Origin of the sequence: Psychrobacter coccoides, assembly GCF_017498085.1 — a bacterium.
GTDB lineage: Bacteria > Pseudomonadota > Gammaproteobacteria > Pseudomonadales > Moraxellaceae > Psychrobacter > Psychrobacter coccoides.
Window position 1 is genome coordinate 10852 of sequence record NZ_JAGBKM010000021.1, and the last position, 19983, is coordinate 30834.

Here is a 19983-nt window from a genome sequence, read left to right on the forward strand (position 1 = left end):
ACGACTGCTAAGCATGAGCCATGAGATGGTATACATTCTACTTCCTACTTTTTATACTCTGTCTTTTTAAAATACTGATGTCGTATAGGGTGGTTTTTACTATTGTATCTCTCTATTTTACTGTAGTTAACTTTTTTATGATAAAACACATGTCTGACTGTTTTAACGGTTTAACGGTTGGCTTGTGATGCTTTTATTATTTTTGTTGTTTTTAATATTATCGCTAGAATACTGCTTATGTTTACCATTATACAATCCCACCGTACCGAAAACCTTGTCGATCAGCTGCTTGTACAATACCAGTCCAAAAACCAACCGGTATTTGAGCCTTTTATCGTCATTGTACCGTCTATGGTACTCGGTGACTGGCTCGATAAGACCATCGCTAGCCGTGCTGGTATCAGCACCTTGGTACGCACGAAGTTTTGGGGCCAATATCAGTGGACGCTGATGCAAAATGTGTTGAGCTGTCATAACGCCTATTTATTGGCGAAAAGTCCTGAAGCAGTCCCCTTAAATGTGCCTGAGGTGGCAGTGTTGTCGCCGACAGTCATGCAGTGGCGTTTGTTTGGGTATTTGACTTATTACCAAGAGACCCTTACTGCAGATCAAGATCATCCTGTGTACCCCTTATTGGCATCTTTGATTGATGAGTCGCAGGCGGGCGAAGCTCCGGATAAGGCGCAGCAGGATGCCCGAATCTGGCAGCTGGCAAGTGACTTAGCAAGGGTGTTTAACCGCTATCTTACCCATCGTGAAGACTGGTTAGAGTTGTGGTCAAAAAACACGCCACTTAATGTGGAGAAGTTGATCGCAGATAAAGATGCGCTATCGTTGCGCTTTGATCAGTATGCTCGTGGTACGCCTGAGTGGTTGGTGGCACATTATGTCGAGTTAGAAGTTGCTCAGCGGTTTTTGTGGTCACAGTTGTTTGCTGATGTATACCAGTACCGCAGTGCACTAGAAGATACGTTTTGGTCGGCATTGGCAGAAAACAAAGCAAATGAGCGCGCCCAATTGCCAAAGGTGCTCCGTATATTTACCATTCAGCAGCTGCCCCAGACGGAGCTGGATTTTTTGCAGCGATTGTCGCAGTACATGGATATCACCTTGCTCCACTATAATCCATCCAAGCTGTTTTGGGCTGATATCGTCGATAAGTCTTGGCTCCAGCGTCAGCAGATTATCAATCCTGAGAGTGTGTTTTTGCGTGACTATGGTCACAGCTTACTATCACGTTTGGGCAAACAATCACGTGACACCTTTGCGATGCTTGCCAACTTATCGGGCAATGAGCACTATCAAGATGCGCTTGTGGCATGGCATGATGATTTTGATGATCATTCACACAAAAATTCTTATGATGATCACAGCGTGGATAGCGACTCAGTACAAACCAATCCAAGCTTGCTACGACGTCTACAAAATGATGTGTTGATGCTTGACGAGCAGTCCACTCAGCAAGCGACAGCTGCCAAAGTATCAAAAGCGGTTGGCAGCCAAATAGAGCTCAGCTTTGAGGGAGGTGCTACCGACAGTTATGATGGATCTCTTGATAAAACAAGCGCAGCGACAACTGATATGCCTTGGTATGAGGATGAAGCGTTAGAAAATAAACGCTTTGAAAAAGAGCGTCTGTGGGCCATGTCGTTACAAGATAATAGCCTAAGCATTCACTCTTGCCACAGTCTCCAGCGTCAGCTTGAAGTACTGCGTATCATGGTGGGGCGCTGGCTCAATGAACCTATCAAGCCCGGTGAAAAAAAGCGTCATATCTCTGATATTGTGGTGTTGCTGCCTGACGTGGAGCGTCATCATGCGCTTATCAGCGCTATCTTTGTAAGCGGGCGCGGGCAAGACGGTTTGACTTTACCTGCCAAGGTCACAGGCGTGGTCGATACCGACATCCGCCAGTTATGGGAAGCGATTACTGGGTTTTATAAGCTGTTAGGCAGTGACAGTGCTCGTTTTGAGGCCGCCGAAGTTTTAGATTGGTTGATGTTGCCCCCGCTGTTTGAGAGCTTTGGCCTGACTCATGAGCAGATGAGCCGAGGCTGTGATTTGCTGATTGAGGCCGGTTTTATCCGTGGTTTTGATGAGTGGCATCTTAAACAAACCCTAGATAAAAACGACTTTGATTATCGCTTTAGCTTTGCCCAGGCGCTTGATAGGTTGACGCTAGGGTTGGTCATGCCAGAGGCTGATATGAGTGACTGCTTATATCCATTAGCACCAAGCAGTTGGCCGAGTACGGCCTTACCAGAGATGAGCTTGCCGTTACCGAAAGTCAGCTTAGAGGATGCAATGATCGTTGAGGCGCTCTGTCGTATTTATACGGGCTTAAACGATCGACGTGATGATCATATTAAAAAACTAAAAGCCGAGGAGTGGCTTGATCAGATTGAATCGCAAGTGATCCATCGTTATTTCGGTGATGTGGATCAAACCCGCACCATGCGAGCTATCTATAATGCGATGAACGGCTTTAAATCTAGCTTGCGTGCCAATCGCCATTACAAGCAGTATGCCAATATCGATAGTGCCAATACAGCAGTCGAGCAAACGCTGGCAGGCGTTGAGCAATTGCCACTCAAGCTCAGTTTTATGTTGGACAGTATCGAAGGCGAGCTTGAGAGTCAGCAAGTCAGTGCTGAGCCAACAGGGGTGATTACTTTTGGGCGCTTTGGTGCCTTGCGCAATGTGCCATTTGAGCTAGTGGTTATGCTTAATATGAACCTCTCAGAGTTTCCAGATCGTGATCGAGATAATCGCTATGACCTGATGAAAGCTGCCATGGCACGCCGCGGTGATAGAGTAAGCGAGGATGATGACAATGGTGCATTTTTAGATGCATTGCTGTGCGCTCGCAGTGCATGTTGGATATTTTATAATGGTCAAAGCCTGACGGACACTCACGAGCACCTGCCTGCCAATCCTGTCAGTGAGCTGTTGCAGTTTTTGCAAGGTGAGGTGCAGTGGCAAGTCAGTACTATAGAGAGCCTGCCTGCTCATATCGATACTACCAGTCAGCACCTTCAGCGTTACTTGCCTAAGCTCATCAAGCAGTGGCTGGTCACTGAGCATCCAGCGTTGCCGTTTCATGAAAGTTTATTTGAGACGCAAGTAGAAGATACTGTTGATTCCGATTCTTATATGACGCCACCAGAGGCCACAAAGACTACAAAGACTGATGCTGATTTAGCTCCAAGCGCTACTGACACCATGGATGAGTTAGACCTTGTGTTACAAAAAGCCATGCGCAAAACCAAGCTGGCACAAAAAAAGCAATTTCCACCTGCCCCGCTATGGCAGTCTGTGTTTGAGACCCTAAAGCAGCGCCTGCCACATCAGCAAACGCCCTTAGTGGGATTGCCGACAAAAGCACAATATGCCGCCATAGCACAGCTATTTGGTAATGGCTTAGGGCAACTTGGGCAAGCTGACCACCAAACCTTACATATATTGCTCGATATGTTGGGGTTGGCTGACAGTGGACTTACTACTCATGGTGTCGATAGCGTGTTTGATATCGGAGAGATAGATGTTGAAGGCGTACTTGCGTATCAAGTACGCCACCCTGCCAAAGCATTTTTGCGCACACAAAAGGTGTATATGATACAAGGCGAGGAAGCAAGGGAGCGGCAAGAGCCGCTGTTTTTGGACCATTTAACCACTTATCAGATCAAAGAATATTTAATCAATGAAATGGCCAACGGTGCAGATGCTGATACGGCTGAGCATGGAGAGCAAAATAACAGCTCGGTGCTGATGTACCAAAAGCTGATGCCAGCTGGGATTGCCCGCCAAACAACCTTACCCAATCAGCAACAAAAACTGCAGCAGCAATGTATCGATTTTAAAGAGCAGCTCATAAACAATGGTGTTGATCAACGCATTGCCACTACTGAGCCTAGCGCCAATCAGCCAGATGAGAGGGTAGGCCTAAAATTACTGACACCAACGATGGAACATCCAGTACAAATCGAGCTGGCAACAATGCTGAGCGAAGCCCATCCAGCAGCACTGGCATTACTTGAGCGCTTGCCAAAAGTTATAAAAATAAAAGGTGTGGTACCAAAAGTTAGGCAGCCACAGACGTCTACAAGCCATCATGACAGTCAGAGTCGTCAATCTGAATCGATGAGCTATAGCGAGCAGTCACCTAAATACTGGTTAAATATACTGCCTAATTCCGCCAGTCCTAAGCATTTACTAAAGTTTTGGTTAGCGCATTTATATTGGCAAGTCGCCAGATGTACCAGCGCTGAGCAAGTAGCAGCCATTGATGGTGTGAGCATTTGGCGCTTTAATAAACCCAGCGGCAAGATCAAAAAGTATGAAAAAACAACTGCCTTTAGGCTAAATCCTATCGCCTATGAAGAGGCAGTGGTTGAGCTGATAAAATGGGCGGTTTTTGCCAATTTGTCAGGTCAAGTACCCATGACTTTATTGCCTGAGTATGCCCTTAATTTTGTTGATAAATGTAGCAAAGCAGAAGACAACACGTACTATCCAAAGCGAGCAGACTTCTCAGATTGGTTGCGACCCGGCTATCATGTCGATACCGTCTACGAGACATGCTCGCAGCACGCCATTTGGCAATACATACTGCGTGATCAAGATGCGTTTGCCGCACTATCTGATGCTTTGACTAGCTTAGCGCAGCCGCTATATGAGCCAATGTTTAATGCCTTAGAAAGCTTGGAGGGCTAATATGACAGACAAGACGATATCCCTAAATGCTAGTGACGAGCGATTAGACCAAATACGAATAGACGAGCCGCGAGATGGTTTTGATAACCCCATGACCAAAGGTGCTGATATAGATAAAAGTACAGAGAAAAAATCAGCTAAAGATATCGACAAGGGCAGACCTAAAGAAGAGGTGACACCAGCGATCGACATCGCTTTGACAGGACAGCATCTCATCGAAGCGTCAGCGGGTACGGGCAAGACTTGGACATTGACGGGTATCGTGCTGCGCTTGCTGATTGAGGCACGGCGTGCACCTGAGCAAATCATCGCCACCACCTTTACCCGAGCGGCCGCAGCCGAGATGCGCCAACGTATTCATGACCGCTTGGTGGATTTTTATCAGCTGCTCCAGTGGGTCAATACTTTAAGTGCTGAGCCAAGCCATAAAGAGCACCTATATCCTGCAGCGCTACAAGTCGTGCCTGCAAGTGATCAGGATAAGCAACCACAAGACAGCGATAAGACGATTAACCAAGACCTTGAATATGACAACAAGACGCTGGCAGAAAAGCGCTTGCAACTCAAAAAAATGCGTGAAAAATGGCTGATGACGCAGGCAGCTTATGCACGTTTGGATGAGACCATGCAAGATCCGGTTAATCTACACCTAATTGGCTACTTGCTCGACCATGTGCACAGCTATTCAATGGTAGAGGCCATTCGCCGTACCGCATTGGTACTGACCACACTGGATAAGCTATTTGTCGGCACACTTGATAGCTTGGCACAAAAGTGGCTAGCAGAATACAGTAGTGAGACGGGCCATCAGCAGGGGATGGCTATCATAGAAGACAGTAGTATTGAGCAAGTGACGGACAGTATCATTCATGACGAGCTGCGCCAGTTTCAAAGCCGACTGTATCATGAGCAGCCCAAACTCTATGCTTTGCTAGATCAACAAGGCAAGCTGACGACGGTTGGCGATCACAAAAGTTATGTGACTCGCTCGCTGAACTTTATCTCAGCGCCAATTGATGAGGTTCCCGTCAGTGATTTTTCTTTTGCAGGTTATGAGCGGCTTATCCGCAGTATCATTGAGCGCAGCGACGAGCTAGATGGGTTCTTTCAGCCTGATGGCGAATATTATAAAGTTCCTAAGGGGCAGTTATTCAATAATAGAGGTGAGTGGCCAAAAATTATTCAAACATTAAAAGAGTCTGGTGTAGCAGCCTATGGCTTTATATCTAATAAGAGTAAAAAAACAAGTAAGCTGATTGAAGCTTTTTTAAAAACGGACAACATCGGCAGTCAGTTTCGTGTACCGCAAGATGGAAAAAGAATTAATTTAATATTTAATGAATTGCAGGTGGTACGTGACTTTAAGCGCTATATTGAAGAAAGTAACACACTAGAGAAGTACATCATCACAATCCTAGCCAATCTCAATCGCCACATCGTGCTGGCGGTTCGTAACAGACTGCCGGTTATACTAGAAGAGCGCAAAGAGACGACCTTTAGTCTACAGATGGTACGGCTCAACCAAGCCTTAACGGGTAATCAGGGACCAAAGCTGGCACGTTATATCCGTCACCATTACCCAGTTGCCTTAATTGATGAGTCGCAAGATATCAATGGTGAACAGGCAACCATGATCGAAAGTATTTATTTGCCTAAGAAAAAACCGACGGACAGTGACAAACAGTCTACCAGTCATAAAACCCATCATGAGTTTGTATTGTTGGTTGGCGATCCCAAGCAGGCGATCTATGGGTTTCGAGGCGGTGATGTGGCCAACTATAACTATATGAAATCGCAGTTTAATAAAGACAGTCTGTGGACGCTTGATGTCAACCGTCGGTCCAACGCTGGCGTGATTGAAGCACTTAACTGTTGGTTTGGGATGCCGACAGCGACAACAGATAATAATAAGTTGGCACAACTGGGTACAGGCATTTATTACCAGCACATCAAAGCAGCAAAAACAGACAGTCAGCTGTCTTGGTTTGATGCCTCTCAATCTCATAATATAGATAGTCCATATTCAAGCCATAAGCTTATTACTGATGTGCTCTCTGCTCAGCCTGTCAGTGTACTGCATACACCCTATGACAAGGCGCTTGATTACGATGAGTATGAAGTTACGGCGCAGCATATTGCCACATTACTCAACAGTCAGCAGACTTTACAAGATAAACCCATTGCGCCTAGTGATATCGGCGTGTTGGCCCGTACCAAAAAAGATCTAAAACGAGTGGAAGATGAACTGGTTAAGCTGGGTGTGCCGACTCTAACCACCAGTGACGTGAGTATTTTTGAGACCATCATGGCCGAGGATGTCGCTGCGCTGCTGAGTGCCATGCTTTATCCATATCGTCATGACATGGTTAATCGGGTATTGACCAGTCATATGTATGGCTTGAGCATCAAAGAGGTCAAAGCCATGATGGTGGATTATGAGTCAGAGGTCGCTGAGCGTGATGACGCTTTAGATAATGGTGCTTTAGGTAATAGTATCGACAGCAGTGCTTTAACAGACAGCACGATGATCCGTCATAACAAGAGCTACCAAGATTTTATCACTCATCTCAAACAAGGCGCTCAAAACTGGCAGCATTTTGGTATTTTATCGGCATTGCATTATTTATTGGACAAAAATCCCATACAGCCTCAGGGCGTTTGGCAAGCGCTAGCAGCTCATCCTGAAGGTGATCGCCATATCATGGATTTGCGCCATGTGCTTGATGTCTTGGCGCAGTACGGTGTCGGTATGGGTGAGCACGAGTTATTGGCTTGGTTTAGACAGCACCTAGATGCAGCACCCAGTAGTGATTGGGCCAAGCAGTATCCGTTACCGACAGAGTCAGGCGTCCAGCTGATGACCATTCATAAGTCTAAAGGATTGGAGTTCCCTATCGTCTACGTATTAGGGATGGGAGATGCCAGTCGCCAGTCAGGTAACAAAGAAAAATACGGACTTTATCTGTATAACGAACAACACTCAGATAATGAACAGACGTCACTTGAGCAGACGCCTATCAGCAATCGACGTCGGTTTTCTGCGGTAAAAAGCTCTGCGGCCACCGAAGACTACTATACCAAAATCGAGACGCAAGAAGGCTTTGAAGAGCTACGTCGACTCGGCTATGTGGCCTTCACTCGTGCCAGTGAGCAGTTGTATGTGGTGCTAAAAGATCCAAGCGATACAAGAGATATGACACGTAAACCCGTATTTTATTGGTTTGAAGCTACCGAGCATAAGTTTGAGTTACCCGATAGACTCAAAGGCATTATCGGTATGATTAGAGGACAGCGTGTCACTGAGTTTGTTAGTGACTTAGCCGAGCAGGTGGGTTCGAATACGCCAAACACTGATGCTAATACTAAATCTAGTGTAGAGCGTACAGAGCCCATAGAGTATGCTGAGTTTTCGCAAGTAATGAAAAACCGTTATTTCCATGGTTGGGCCAAGACCAGCTTTACCGCTTTGGCTCGTCAGCTAGATGAATCAATGCAGGCGATGGTGGTCGTGGATGAGCGTATTGATGACGCACTAGATATCAATCCTATGGCAGCGCTGCGCTCACTATCAGTGGAACCAAGCGATGATGCATCCTCAACCCTTAATTATAGCCATGATGCCAAAGCAGAAGACGATATCCGCTTTACCTTTACCAAAGGGGCCAATGCAGGTACGTTTTTGCACGAAATATTTGAAAAAATCGACTTTCATGATCACTCTCAATGGTCCACTATCATCGACCGGGCAGTCAGTGGTTATCAGCTGCCGATAGTCTATAGCAGCGCTGAACAGCAAGCTCGACTGTTGCAAATGCAGCAGGCAAATCATTCAGGAGCGCTGAATACACTTTCGCCAGCAGAGTCAGTAGATGCGAGCAAACATGACGCCTTGTTGGGCTGGATTGAAGAGGTGCTAGATACACCGTTATTGGCATCAAATCAGCCGTTACGTGCGCTTGATTCGACACAGCGTTTTGCTGAATTGGCGTTTAATATGGGACTCTCAGAGCGTTTTAGAGCGCAAGATATCACTCAGTTGTTTGAGCAGCATCTGCCCCATGAGACCGACAAGCACGTCAGACTAATACCACAAGACAGAGCGCATCTGTATCGTTATTTACGTGGTGAAATTGATTTGGTGTATGAGTATGCTGGCAAGTACTATGTCGTCGACTATAAAAGTAATTATCTAGGAAATAGCCTAAGTGATTATGATGAGGACATGCTCAAAAAAGCCATGTCAAAAGCAGGATACTGGCTACAAGCGGCCATTTATCAGGTTGCCTTACATCGATTTTTAGCGATGAGAATACCTGACTATATTGGTAATGAAGATAAGTATCTCGGCGCAGTAGAGTATGTGTTTTTACGAGGCGTCTATGACCCACAATCCTATGACGATGGCGCACAGCCACCAAAGAGCAAGGCAGACGACGAGGCTGGCCATAGTAGACGCTATGGGTTAGTCACTTGGGATATTCCTATTGATTTTATTAAAAGCTTAGACCAGCTATTTGGTATGCCAGATTAAGACAAATCAAAGCTATAACCGCATCAATCGTTCGTTTATAACAATAGAGAACCACACAACATGAGCAAACCTAGTAATAATAAGAGCATTGTTGGCGCACAAGAGAGTTGGGCCAGCAACATCAGTGACTATATACTGCTGCGTCGTCAGCAAACCAAAGCAGCATATCAAACGACGACTGCCAATGACGAGGTCAATACTGATGCTAAAATGGAGCATAATATAAAAGATAACGGCTTGTTTCATGCCTTGTTGATTATGTTGGCCACTCATTTGGAAGAGGGGCATACCGTATTAACAATCGAAGCGGATCTGCATGAGACACCAACGCAAGGTCGGATTAACGGTGAATCAGTTACGCTTTATGCTTGGCAACAGCGTTTATTACGCTTACTGGCAGCGCCAATTCTGCCATTAGCCAAAAGACAGATAGAGGCCCTAATAGAGATACCTACAGATGAGATTTCTAGCGCTGAATCATCGTTATTTGAATTATTGGACGTTTTGTTTATTAGACAGTCGCAGACGTGGGCGCAGTTAGCACTTAGCAATCACGACAAAGAAATGCTCAGCAAGCGATTTAACTTAGTTACAGCATTCTATGATCTACTGAAAAACAGCGACTTTAGCACATTTGTGCAAACGGTTGCTAAGCACAGATTACTTGCCGATGTGAACTGTCATGATATAAATAGCCTAAGCAGAACAAATCAACCAATCATTTACCAAGCTACTAAAAACAAAAAAAACGTAACCACCCAATCCATCACCTTTTGGATACACCGTACATGGCAAGCAGAGTACAACTTAGCCAATAATATCTACAATATCTTAAATCAGCAGATCACCCCGTTAAAGATATCCATACCCAAAAACTTAAATAAGCAGCAAGTGGCTGCCATTAATATTGCCAATAACCATGCTTTTAGTATTATTACAGGTGGACCGGGTACAGGTAAAACTTATACTGTTGCTCAGTTGGTCATTGCACTACAACAAGCGGCTGAGAGTGGGGGAGAAGCACATAAAAGCATTAAGTTTAGTACCGACAGTGCCAGCCTAGCATTGGCGGCACCGACGGGCAAAGCAGCTCAGCGTATGCAAGAGTCGCTACAAGCCGCTCTAGACGTGGCAAATGTCGAGCTGCAGTTGCAAGAGGCCAAGACCATTCATCGTTTATTAGGTATTGGTCGGACGGGTCGACCTCGCTACGATGCAAACAACCCACTTGGTGAAGATATCATTATCGTCGATGAAGCCTCGATGCTAGGAGTAGAGCTTGCAAACAATCTCGTCAGTGCTATAAAGCCTGGTGCCAGGTTGATATTGTTAGGCGATGCGAACCAGCTGGCCGCAGTAGATGCAGGCGCCGTATTGGCTGACCTGTGCCGTATTCCTGCCTTGTATTCCATACATGCGCAGCTCACTGAGAGCCGGCGCTTCGATGCTGACTCAGGTATTGGTAAGCTCGCCCATCAGATCAACAAGCCTGACACTGACTTGCAAGCTATCTGGCAATTACTAAGGCAGGATAAAACATTAAATTTTAATGCTGTTAATATGGTAAACATGGAAGCGTCTATTGATAATACATTTAAAAATAGCCTAAGCAAAAATAATTATTTAAAAAGAATATCAAAAAACTATATCAATTATATATACCAAATAAAAAAACTAATAAACCATCCAATAGAAAAATCCATGCCAGAACAAGTAAAAAACACCATTACTCTACTAACAGACAGCTTTAATCAATTTAGAGTATTAAGTGCAGGTCATAATGGTGAATGGGGCGATCGTCATATCAATAATTATCTGACTCAGTGGCATTTGACTGAGCTAGAGCTACCATTGGGTCAGAATACTTGGTTTCATGGTCGTCCTGTGATGATATTGCAAAACAATTACGAGCTTGGGCTTTTTAATGGTGATATAGGATTTTGTTTGCAGGTAGAGGGCAGTGCTGATCGGTTAGAGGTGTTTTTTGAAAATAAAACTCAAGGTATCGCAGTCAATTTATTAAATGAAGAATTGGTGGCGACGGCTTATGCGATGACCATTCATAAGTCGCAAGGGTCTGAATTTGATCATGTAGCCATCACTTTTGACAGCAGTCATATACGTCTACTGAGTAAAGAGCTCATTTATACTGCCGTTACTCGAGCCAAAAAACATGTCACCATTTATAGCACCAAGCAAGCTTTTGAGCTGGCAGTACAGACACCAACCGAACGATATACAGGTCTTGGCTTACAGTTTGAAAATCTGGACTGAAAATTGTTAAAATCGTTAAGTAAAAAAAGCATCCATATTGGATGCTTTTTTGCTTTAAATTATGATATTAGACTTTATCTTCTTTAATGGCATAAATACCTGGTAGATGACGCAAGTAACCATGAAAGTCCATGCCACAACCATAAACGTAACGATCATCAACATTGATACCAACGAAGTCAACTTCAAAATTTGCTACTTTACGGTCATGCTGTTTATTAAGTAGGACACAGCATTCAATAGAGAGCGGGTTTTCTTTACCCAGTTCTTCTACGATTGCTTTGAGGGTAATGCCTTCATCAAAAATATCATCAATCAATAAGACGTGCTCACCCTCGATACTGACATCTGGCTTAAATTTCCAATCAAGCTCATTGGTACCTTCGTTATCACGATAACGTGAAGCATGGATATAATGCATGCGATGATAAAACGTCAAATGAGTCAGTAGTTGACCTGCTGGGATAAGACCACCATTCATGACGACCATAACAATAGGGTTTAGGCCAGCATAATGTAAATTAAGCTGTGCAGCGAGACGCTCGTAAGCAGCAGCCACTTCGATACTGCTAATGAGACACTCTGAATTACGCAGGGTTTGTTCTATTTCTTGGTTGCTGATTTGGGTCATGGGTTGCGCCTTCGATGAAAACTGCTTATTTTAGCAAACTTTGATGAATTTGCCCAATAACTACGACGGATTAACTAACATTTCTTAGGGCTACTAGACTCTAGTCTTTTATTTCAACAACAAACGGCTCATAAAAGTTTGCTAACCTTTTAAGTCCAGCATCAGGGAGTTGGGGCAGCAGTTTATGCAGTGCCATACTCAGCCCCTTATCAATTGCTGCCTTGGCCACTGGAATGGACTTGCGTTTTATCACACCAAGGCTCAAGGTCTCAGTGAAGCGAATGAGAAAGTGGTCAAGAGAGTCCTCATTGATGGTCTCTAACGCTTTTTCAAAAGCAGGTTTGTCAACAACATCAAGTTTGACAGCTGCAAAACCGTCCATGATGGTTTGTACAGAATCTGTCGATAGTTTATAGCCCACACGGCGAACCCCGTCATTGTCCACAAACATGGTTTGATGTTTTAAAAAGTTAAAGCTTGGCAGGATATCCTCGTTTTTATCCTTACCCAGTAGCACGTTAAGTAGGGTTTCTGTGGTGCGCTCAATCGTACCCACTATTTTTTTCATAGCGGCTTGACGTTCTGAGTTTGGAATGACGTCAATCAATCCCACCAATAAATTGTCAATCAGCTCACGAGCTATTTGCTGGGTGAGATTATTGCGGTAGGGGTAATAATCCGTTTGTTCATTTGAAGTGATGACTCGCTCAGCTTCATCAATCATCTCGTTCAGTTTGTTTGATGGTATAAATCCAAAGTAGTATGTCATGCCAGCCCTTTAACTAAAAATCTTCAATTATCGCTTTCTATAAAAACCATAATCAGGTATTAAAACTGCCTTATTATAACCAAATACTGATTATAAAAAATGATAAAACGCAGACGCATGTAAATGGTTAGCGTATTGCAACTGACCTAAAAAAGAGGTAGGTAAGTTTTTAGAAGGTTACAACATCTAATAGATAAGCTACAATTGTTTTGACGTACAGAGTAGAGGTTATACCAAAAAATCAGTCATATATTAAAAAATACATACAATAAGATGGATCACATCCGTCACTAACTTGTCTAAGGAGAGATAAGATGAATAGTGCCATTGTATTACTACTTGGGATTGCTGCCATGCTATGCGGTTATCTGTTTTATTCCAAGTTTATTGCAACGAGGATTTTAGCACTAGACAATAGCCGTCCCACACCGGCGCATACTATGAAAGACGGCGTGGATTATGTCCCTACCAATAAGTATGTCCTTTGGGGACATCATTTTACATCAGTAGCAGGAGCAGCTCCGATCATCGGTCCTGCTATTGCGGTAATTTGGGGCTGGGTGCCCGCCGTACTTTGGGTCGTCTTTGGTACGATATTTATGGCGGGTGTGCATGATATGTCGGCGATTTGGGCCAGTATGCGTAATCGTGGCCAGTCCATCGGTTCTATCGCTGGCAGCGTCATGGGTACACGTGTACGTAGTTTGATGATGGTCGTGATATTCTTATTACTGCTTATGGTTAATGCTGTCTTTGGTGTTGCCATCGCTAATATGCTGATCAAAACTCCGTCCGCTGTATTGCCAGTATGGGGAGCATTAATTGTTGCGTTTATCATTGGTCAATGCATCTATCGCTACAATATGAGTCTCATCTGGGTATCTATCCTTGGCGTGACGGCCTTGTATGGTCTAATCTATCTGGGACCGATGTTCCCGGTCGTGCTCCCTGAGACGTTTATGGGGCTACCAGACAATGCCGTCTGGATCATCATCTTATTTACCTATGCTGCGATTGCGTCACTATTGCCAGTATGGATGCTGTTACAGCCTCGTGATTATATCAATGGGCTACAGTTATTCGTTGGTTTGATTCTCTTGTACGCAGCTATATTTATCTCCACGCCTAATATCGTTGCGCCAGCGATCAATACGGACTTACCCGTAGGTACACCATCAATCATGCCACTGCTCTTTGTCACGATTGCTTGCGGTGCTATCTCAGGTTTCCATGGTTTAGTGGCGACAGGTACGACCTCCAAGCAGATCGACAAAGAAGAAGACGCCCGTTTTGTCGGTTATTTTGGTGCACTTGGAGAAGGCATGCTCGCCTTAGGTGCTATTTTGGCTGCTACTGCAGGCTTTGCATCACTGGGTGACTGGCAGGCTGTGTATCAAAAGTTTGGGGACGGTTCTATCGGCGCCTTTATTGATGGCGGCGCTGCTATCCTAAATGCAGGCGTTGGCATCGAGATGGTATTGTCTCAGACCATGCTCACTGTAATGGCAGCTTTGTTTGCTGGTACGACTATGGATACAGGGGTGCGTCTACAGCGTTATATCTTTCAAGAGTTTGGGGAGTTTTATAACTTACCGATCCTAAGTAAAGGGGTGGTCGCTACGTTGCTTGCAGTAGGCACGTGTCTGTTATTAGCATTTGGTGCTGGTGGTATCGATGGCTCAGGCGGTATGATCATTTGGCCATTATTCGGTACAACCAACCAATTAATGGCGGCGCTGACACTGATGATCGTAACCGTTATCTTACTGCGTAACGGCAAGACGGTTTGGTACACCTTAGCGCCGTTATCGTTCTTGCTGGTCATGACGATCTTTGCTCTACTTATTCAGCTAAAAACCTTCTACGTTGATGGTAACTGGTTGCTGATTATTATGGATCTCATCATTTTGATTGCCACGATTTTAGTGACTTTTGAGAGCTTTTCTGTGTTGCGTCGTGAGTGGTCATCACATAAAGGCAAAAACGAGACATAATGCTTAAAAACCATATAAGCAAAAAAAACGCTGGCAGCCATTGCTGGCGTTTTTACGTTTTGAGATTGTGTTTTGAGATGATGAAGCATAAGGTTGGCGCAGCGCAACCCGCCACTTAATGATACTATCTAATAGATGAGTTCATAAACTACCGACCACCTAAAAGGTGGGGGAGTTCTGCGCTGAAAATGTTGAAGCTAATGTTAAAACTAAGGCGAAACCATGGATGACATAAAAAACGACCAACCGCTGTGGCAAAGATTCCTTGCAGGGCTTAATGAGTTTTACCATGCACCGTATCGACAAGCGATGGCACGAGCAGCACGTGATGAAGAGGATTTGTTTATGCTCATGATGTTTGCTGAGAGTCTCGGTATTGATAATCCAGCCAGCTTTTATACCCTTGAGCTGCAGCCGCTATTTTTGGAGAACTTTCATGATTGGCATACACGTATGGGTATGGAGAAATGTCCTTTTGACCATATTGGCTGCTGCTAGTGCGCTGGCTGATTGGATGGTCAGTACAGAAAATATGATAACTATGATAACAAAGCATTTAAACAAAGATGAGTAATCATTATGGCTCTACAATCTCTTAGTGCATTGGTCACCCAACTGGCCTCACAGCCAATTATCTTTGTCGGTGGCAAGGGTGGCGTGGGAAAGACAACGACAGCAGCAGCGCTTGCCAGCCATTATGCCGCTATGCAAAAAAAGACGCTTGTGGTCTCAACCGACCCTGCACACAGCTTAGGAGATGTACTGAACGTAACGCTCAATGATGAAAAGACAGCCGTTACCCCTTACCTTGATGCGCTCGAGCTCAATCCTGATGTCATCGTAGACGCGCATTTTGCGCAGGTCGAGCGCACCATCAGGGGGTATGCCAATCCTGACATGATGCCCAAAATTCGTGAGCATCTGCGTCTGTCAAAATCTGCCCCCGGTGCACAAGAGGCCGCTATGCTTGAGTCTATGTGTCAGCATTTGGTGACAGCCGTAGATGCAGGCTATGATCATATTGTATTCGATACTGCACCCACTGGTCATACGTTGCGGCTATTGGTGCTGCCTGAGATGATGGGGGCGTGGACCGATGGACTGCTGGCACAGCAGCGGCGACAGGCTAAACTGCGCTCAGCAGCCACGAGCTTAGACCGTAATACAGACGATAAAAGGTATGAAGGGTACAAAAATAAAGTAAACAACCCATTTGCCAAGCATCGACCTGATCGCTGGGAGCAAGCAGTATCGGTACTGGAGCAGCGCAAACAACTGTTTCGTGAGACAGGAGCACTGTTGCATGATCACAAGCAGACCGCCATCGTCTTGGTCATGACTGCGGACGTATTACCCTTGGCTGAGACCAAGCGCACAGTCGAGCAATTAGAAGAAAGCAAGCTTAACCCTGCAGCAATCGTGGTCAATCAGCTGATAACACCTGTACAAACTGATGCGTTTTGGCGCAAACGTGCTGATAGACAACAACAGCTGATGCATGATATTGAGAAAAGCTTTGGCAGTTATCCAATCTATCCAATCTACTTACAACAGACAGATGTACGTGGTAGTGACGCATTGGGCAAACTATTGCAATGAAGAAAATAACAGCCGTGCAGCATTATAAACCTGATTACTCACGGCCAAGATGCTGCGCCTGCAATTTAGTGGACAATGACCATGCCGCATCGATACGTAAGCTTTCGGCTTGTTCTGACTTGCCACTACTTAGTGACGACCACTGGGGCTTTCCTCTGGCTTTTTTTAGTTCACTTGGTAGCTTATGTGTGGGCCAAGGGGTAAATCGATGACTGTCATCATCGTTCAGCTCGTGCTCATCAATAATGGTTTTTTCTTGATATAGCAGCTGTGTGGCATCAGTAGCAGCATGACCACGATGACGTAAAGCGGTTAATAGATCGAGGGCTCGTGTCGCCAGCAAGGTTAGGGTAGCAGGATCGATATATAGACGTTTCACTCCTGTGATTTTATCTGCGATACTGCTGGTATTAGAGAGTATGCCACCAGCGATACCCCCCAAAGCGGCGCCTAGTCCTAACGTCGTGCCTAATGCTGCTGCATCAATCCCCAGTCCCAATAGGGCGCCTGCAGCGGCACCTGAAGTGGTACGAATCCCATAGCTTTTAAGCAATTCAGGATCAAAGGGATCTTGCTGATAGGCTTGCAACTCAAGCGGTGTCGCTGCCACAGCATTATCATAAAACCGATATAAATTGAGCAGTTTATGTTGCATGGCACGTTCACTTTGGCGCACCGCCTCTTGCATCTGTGTCAGTATTGGTAATGGATCATCATCGTCACTAACCTCTTGGACAAAAGCGGCGACGTTTAACAAAAAATCAGCAATAATGATATTGGCCTCTTCATACAGGCGAGCCCAGTTCTCTGTACGCTGCTGCATCAAGCGCTCAAGCATCTCAGAGTGAGTCAGCATGGTTGCGAGGTTTTGCCACAGTCGCATCTCATCTGCAAACTCAAAAGCGACAGAATCGAAGCGGGTAGATATATGTAGGTTGCGACGTGCCAGCATGGTTTGCCAGTCGTCAATATTGGCCTCTTGGCTGTCAGTAAAGTTAAACACAGGCATCACAGGAATCGCCGCCCATGACAGAATGGTCAATTCATCTTTGTATTTTCCAAGTACAGGCTCACGTGCATCGACCACATAGATGGCCATATCACTTGCCAGCAGTTGCCGGATAACTTTGGCTTCTTGGCTATAATCATCAAACCCAGTGGCTTCTCCTGTCGCAACATCTGCTGCCAAAAACTGCTGTAAGCGCTCAATCCCATCACGACGACTGGCAGTGTTGTCCTCGAGCCAGTCCATCAGTCCCGAAGCGTCTTCTAGACCGGGAGTATCATATAAAGTCACAAAGACCTCGCCGGTATGACTGTCTGTTAACTGCGCTTTTTCAACATGACGGGTCGTGGCTGCCTCATTTTTTACTTCTCCAAAATAAACATCACGTAGTAAAGTACGTAGTATCGAAGTTTTTCCAGTGTTGGTATGACCAACCACTGCCAATTTGAGCGCTTCGCCACTTGCGATCGTCGTTTGGTTGGCTGTAGGGTGTTCTGATAATTCAGATGAGGACTCATCAGCAGGATGGGTAGGTTTACTTACTTCCTGCTCTTTATGGATATCAATAGGCTGCGAGACGTCAGAATCTGGAGGATAAGCCTTGTCTGCAAAAAGACCTTTGGGCTGAGTATTCGCATTATTATTGTCGTGGTTCATATTAGGATCTTATTTTTCATGTTGATAGCTCATGTGTTCACTCAAGTTTACAACAAACACGGTTAAGGTGAATATAGCCATCAAGTAATCATTGGCTCAGGCACTAGTCAACGGTTGCATACTTAACTGATTAATGACTGGCACTGCTCTCTACCAAGCCAATGTCTCGAGCGGCAAGTGCGGTTTGCCATTGCTGATAACGAACCGCTTGAGGGTTTTTTGGATCATTAGCCTCTGTCGTGGCGGTCGGAATGTGGTCAGTATTCGTGCTTTCGTTACTTAACAGTTGAACTACCAGACCATATTTTGCGGTGTTGGCAATACGATCGAGTTTGCGCAATGTACCGCGGTCAGGTAGTGCCTGACTGTGCACGCCTAATAGAACCTGTACGGGAGTTGTTTCTAAATAGCTGATTAGGCGATCCATGTCATCACGATCATCAAGGATACCAAAGCTTTCGACCTCATCACTGCTAGTGGTTTTATTAAGTCCAGCTTGCCACCAATTGTCCTGCTGTGAAGGGTATTCGAGCAATACCGCTAGCTTTTTGCCTGCACTGATAGTTGCTTTTGGTGCGACTGGCGCAGGGGCTTCTTGAAAATCATCAGCATCCACGACCTGACGTTGCCAAAAGTTTAATATTTTTTGATAATAAGGAAGCTTGATATCTAAGCGCATTTTTTTGCGGCGAAACATCAGCGCACAAAACGCCCAAGCCAGCGCCCGAGGGACGATACCGTACATCAGCAAACTGCCAATCAGTAAGCTTGCCCACTGCCGTGCGACCGACAAAGGCATGACGTCAGTAACCAGTCGGCTCTGCACGATGGCGCTACGGTCTGGTACATCAAACCCAACCAGATCTGGTAGCCAGCCAAGGACGTTAGTCAAGCCAATCAGCGCCTGATCAGAGAGTAGCGTCGACTCCCAACTAAAACTATACTGACGCACAATCAATAAAAAAATGATCGCCAATAACATACCAGTCAAAGTGGCAAGCCATAGCTGATGACTAAATCGACCTAAGTACCAACGCATACCGCTATGCTGTAGCTGGCGCTCGTACAAATCAACAGCCGCTTTAGTGACATCATCTTTTCCCCGTATCAGATAGCTTGGGCTGACAAAATTTGCAAACCAGCTGGGAGACTGACGACCTTGATTGATCAGGGTTATGACCAGCCAGCCGCCAAGCATAAGGGTGTGAAAACCCAGCAAGCACACCAAGACATAAAAAAAGTTCACTACATTGGACTGTAATAAGGTAAATAACCCTAAAAACCCTGACACGCACCAGACGATACTCATGATGACCATGATGCCTTTGATACGGCCATCGATTTTAGCCAGTACCCGTGCCAGATTGCCATTACTGTCTATACGTGACGCTCGCCGATGCAGTTTTTGTAGAGGTTTGCCTTCTTCTGCTTGCATCTTTTCTGTCACCAGTAAAGGGTCTGTAGCAAAGACATGCTGCTGCGTCTCAAGCGAGCGTACCAGCTCGGTTAATTGATCTTGTGGTGATAGCATGATGGAATGGTGTCCGTGTCAATAAAACAAGTATTAAGTTGCACAAGTGACAAGTCGTCAGTCACTCAAAGATATTGTAGCGTATTTAACAACATTATTATTACTGCCTAGCTAGGGCGTGTCTTCATTTTTAAAATGAAGACACGCCCTAGTAATAAATGGCCTCTAATTATTTAACAAGCATTATGCTATGTTAAAGACTAGGCGCTGTAGAAAACAACAATAGTAGTTATATAGACTCAATTTAAAAGTGTTACAGCACTACTGGTATAAGTTGT

The 19983-nt window shown here is 45.1% G+C and carries 10 protein-coding genes; 6 read left to right on the forward strand and 4 right to left on the reverse strand.

Annotated elements, in window-relative coordinates; all coding sequences use genetic code 11:
- Window positions 1-237 precede the first annotated feature (237 nt).
- Genes J3492_RS10745 through recD form a run of 3 tightly spaced genes read left to right on the forward strand, consistent with a single transcriptional unit; the run spans window position 238 to window position 11518 of the window.
- On the forward strand, window positions 238-4713 hold the full coding sequence (locus tag J3492_RS10745) for an exodeoxyribonuclease V subunit gamma (protein ID WP_207992052.1): 4476 nt from the start codon (window positions 238-240) through the stop codon (window positions 4711-4713).
- Window position 4714: 1 nt separating this feature from the next.
- Window positions 4715-9244, forward strand: a complete 4530-nt coding sequence (locus tag J3492_RS10750; protein WP_243453227.1) for a UvrD-helicase domain-containing protein — start codon at window positions 4715-4717, stop codon at window positions 9242-9244.
- Window positions 9245-9304: 60 nt separating this feature from the next.
- Complete coding sequence (gene recD, locus J3492_RS10755; protein WP_207992053.1) at window positions 9305-11518, forward strand: exodeoxyribonuclease V subunit alpha; 2214 nt, start codon at window positions 9305-9307, stop codon at window positions 11516-11518.
- Between the two features lie 67 nt (window positions 11519-11585).
- Here recD and J3492_RS10760 read toward each other — a convergent pair whose 3' ends face one another.
- Both J3492_RS10760 and J3492_RS10765 read right to left on the reverse strand, forming a co-directional pair.
- Window positions 11586-12149 carry a hypoxanthine-guanine phosphoribosyltransferase gene (locus tag J3492_RS10760; protein WP_207992054.1) on the reverse strand — a complete coding sequence of 188 codons (564 nt, stop codon included), beginning with the start codon at window positions 12147-12149 and terminating at the stop codon, window positions 11586-11588.
- Between the two features lie 100 nt (window positions 12150-12249).
- Complete coding sequence (locus J3492_RS10765) at window positions 12250-12918, reverse strand: hypothetical protein (protein WP_207992055.1); 669 nt, start codon at window positions 12916-12918, stop codon at window positions 12250-12252.
- 314 nt (window positions 12919-13232) lie between these two features.
- Between J3492_RS10765 and J3492_RS10770 the strand changes: the two genes are divergently transcribed.
- The 3 genes from J3492_RS10770 to J3492_RS10780 all read left to right on the forward strand — a co-directional run bounded on the left by J3492_RS10770 (window position 13233) and on the right by J3492_RS10780 (window position 16511).
- Window positions 13233-14912: a carbon starvation CstA family protein gene (locus J3492_RS10770; protein ID WP_207992056.1), complete on the forward strand. Its 1680-nt coding sequence runs from the start codon at window positions 13233-13235 to the stop codon at window positions 14910-14912.
- A gap of 222 nt (window positions 14913-15134) precedes the next feature.
- Window positions 15135-15410 (forward strand): cory-CC-star protein, encoded by a 276-nt coding sequence (locus J3492_RS10775; RefSeq protein ID WP_207992057.1) that lies wholly within the window; start codon window positions 15135-15137, stop codon window positions 15408-15410.
- Between the two features lie 81 nt (window positions 15411-15491).
- On the forward strand, window positions 15492-16511 hold the full coding sequence (locus tag J3492_RS10780; protein ID WP_207992058.1) for an ArsA family ATPase: 1020 nt from the start codon (window positions 15492-15494) through the stop codon (window positions 16509-16511).
- 34 nt (window positions 16512-16545) lie between these two features.
- Here J3492_RS10780 and J3492_RS10785 read toward each other — a convergent pair whose 3' ends face one another.
- Together J3492_RS10785 and J3492_RS10790 are read right to left on the reverse strand one after the other, a co-directional pair.
- On the reverse strand, window positions 16546-18174 hold the full coding sequence (locus J3492_RS10785) for a DUF3482 domain-containing protein (protein WP_243453228.1): 1629 nt from the start codon (window positions 18172-18174) through the stop codon (window positions 16546-16548).
- 130 nt (window positions 18175-18304) lie between these two features.
- A complete protein-coding gene (locus J3492_RS10790) occupies window positions 18305-19705 on the reverse strand; it encodes a DUF2868 domain-containing protein (RefSeq protein WP_207992059.1) in 1401 nt (466 codons plus the stop codon).
- Between the last annotated feature and the right edge of the window lie 278 nt (window positions 19706-19983).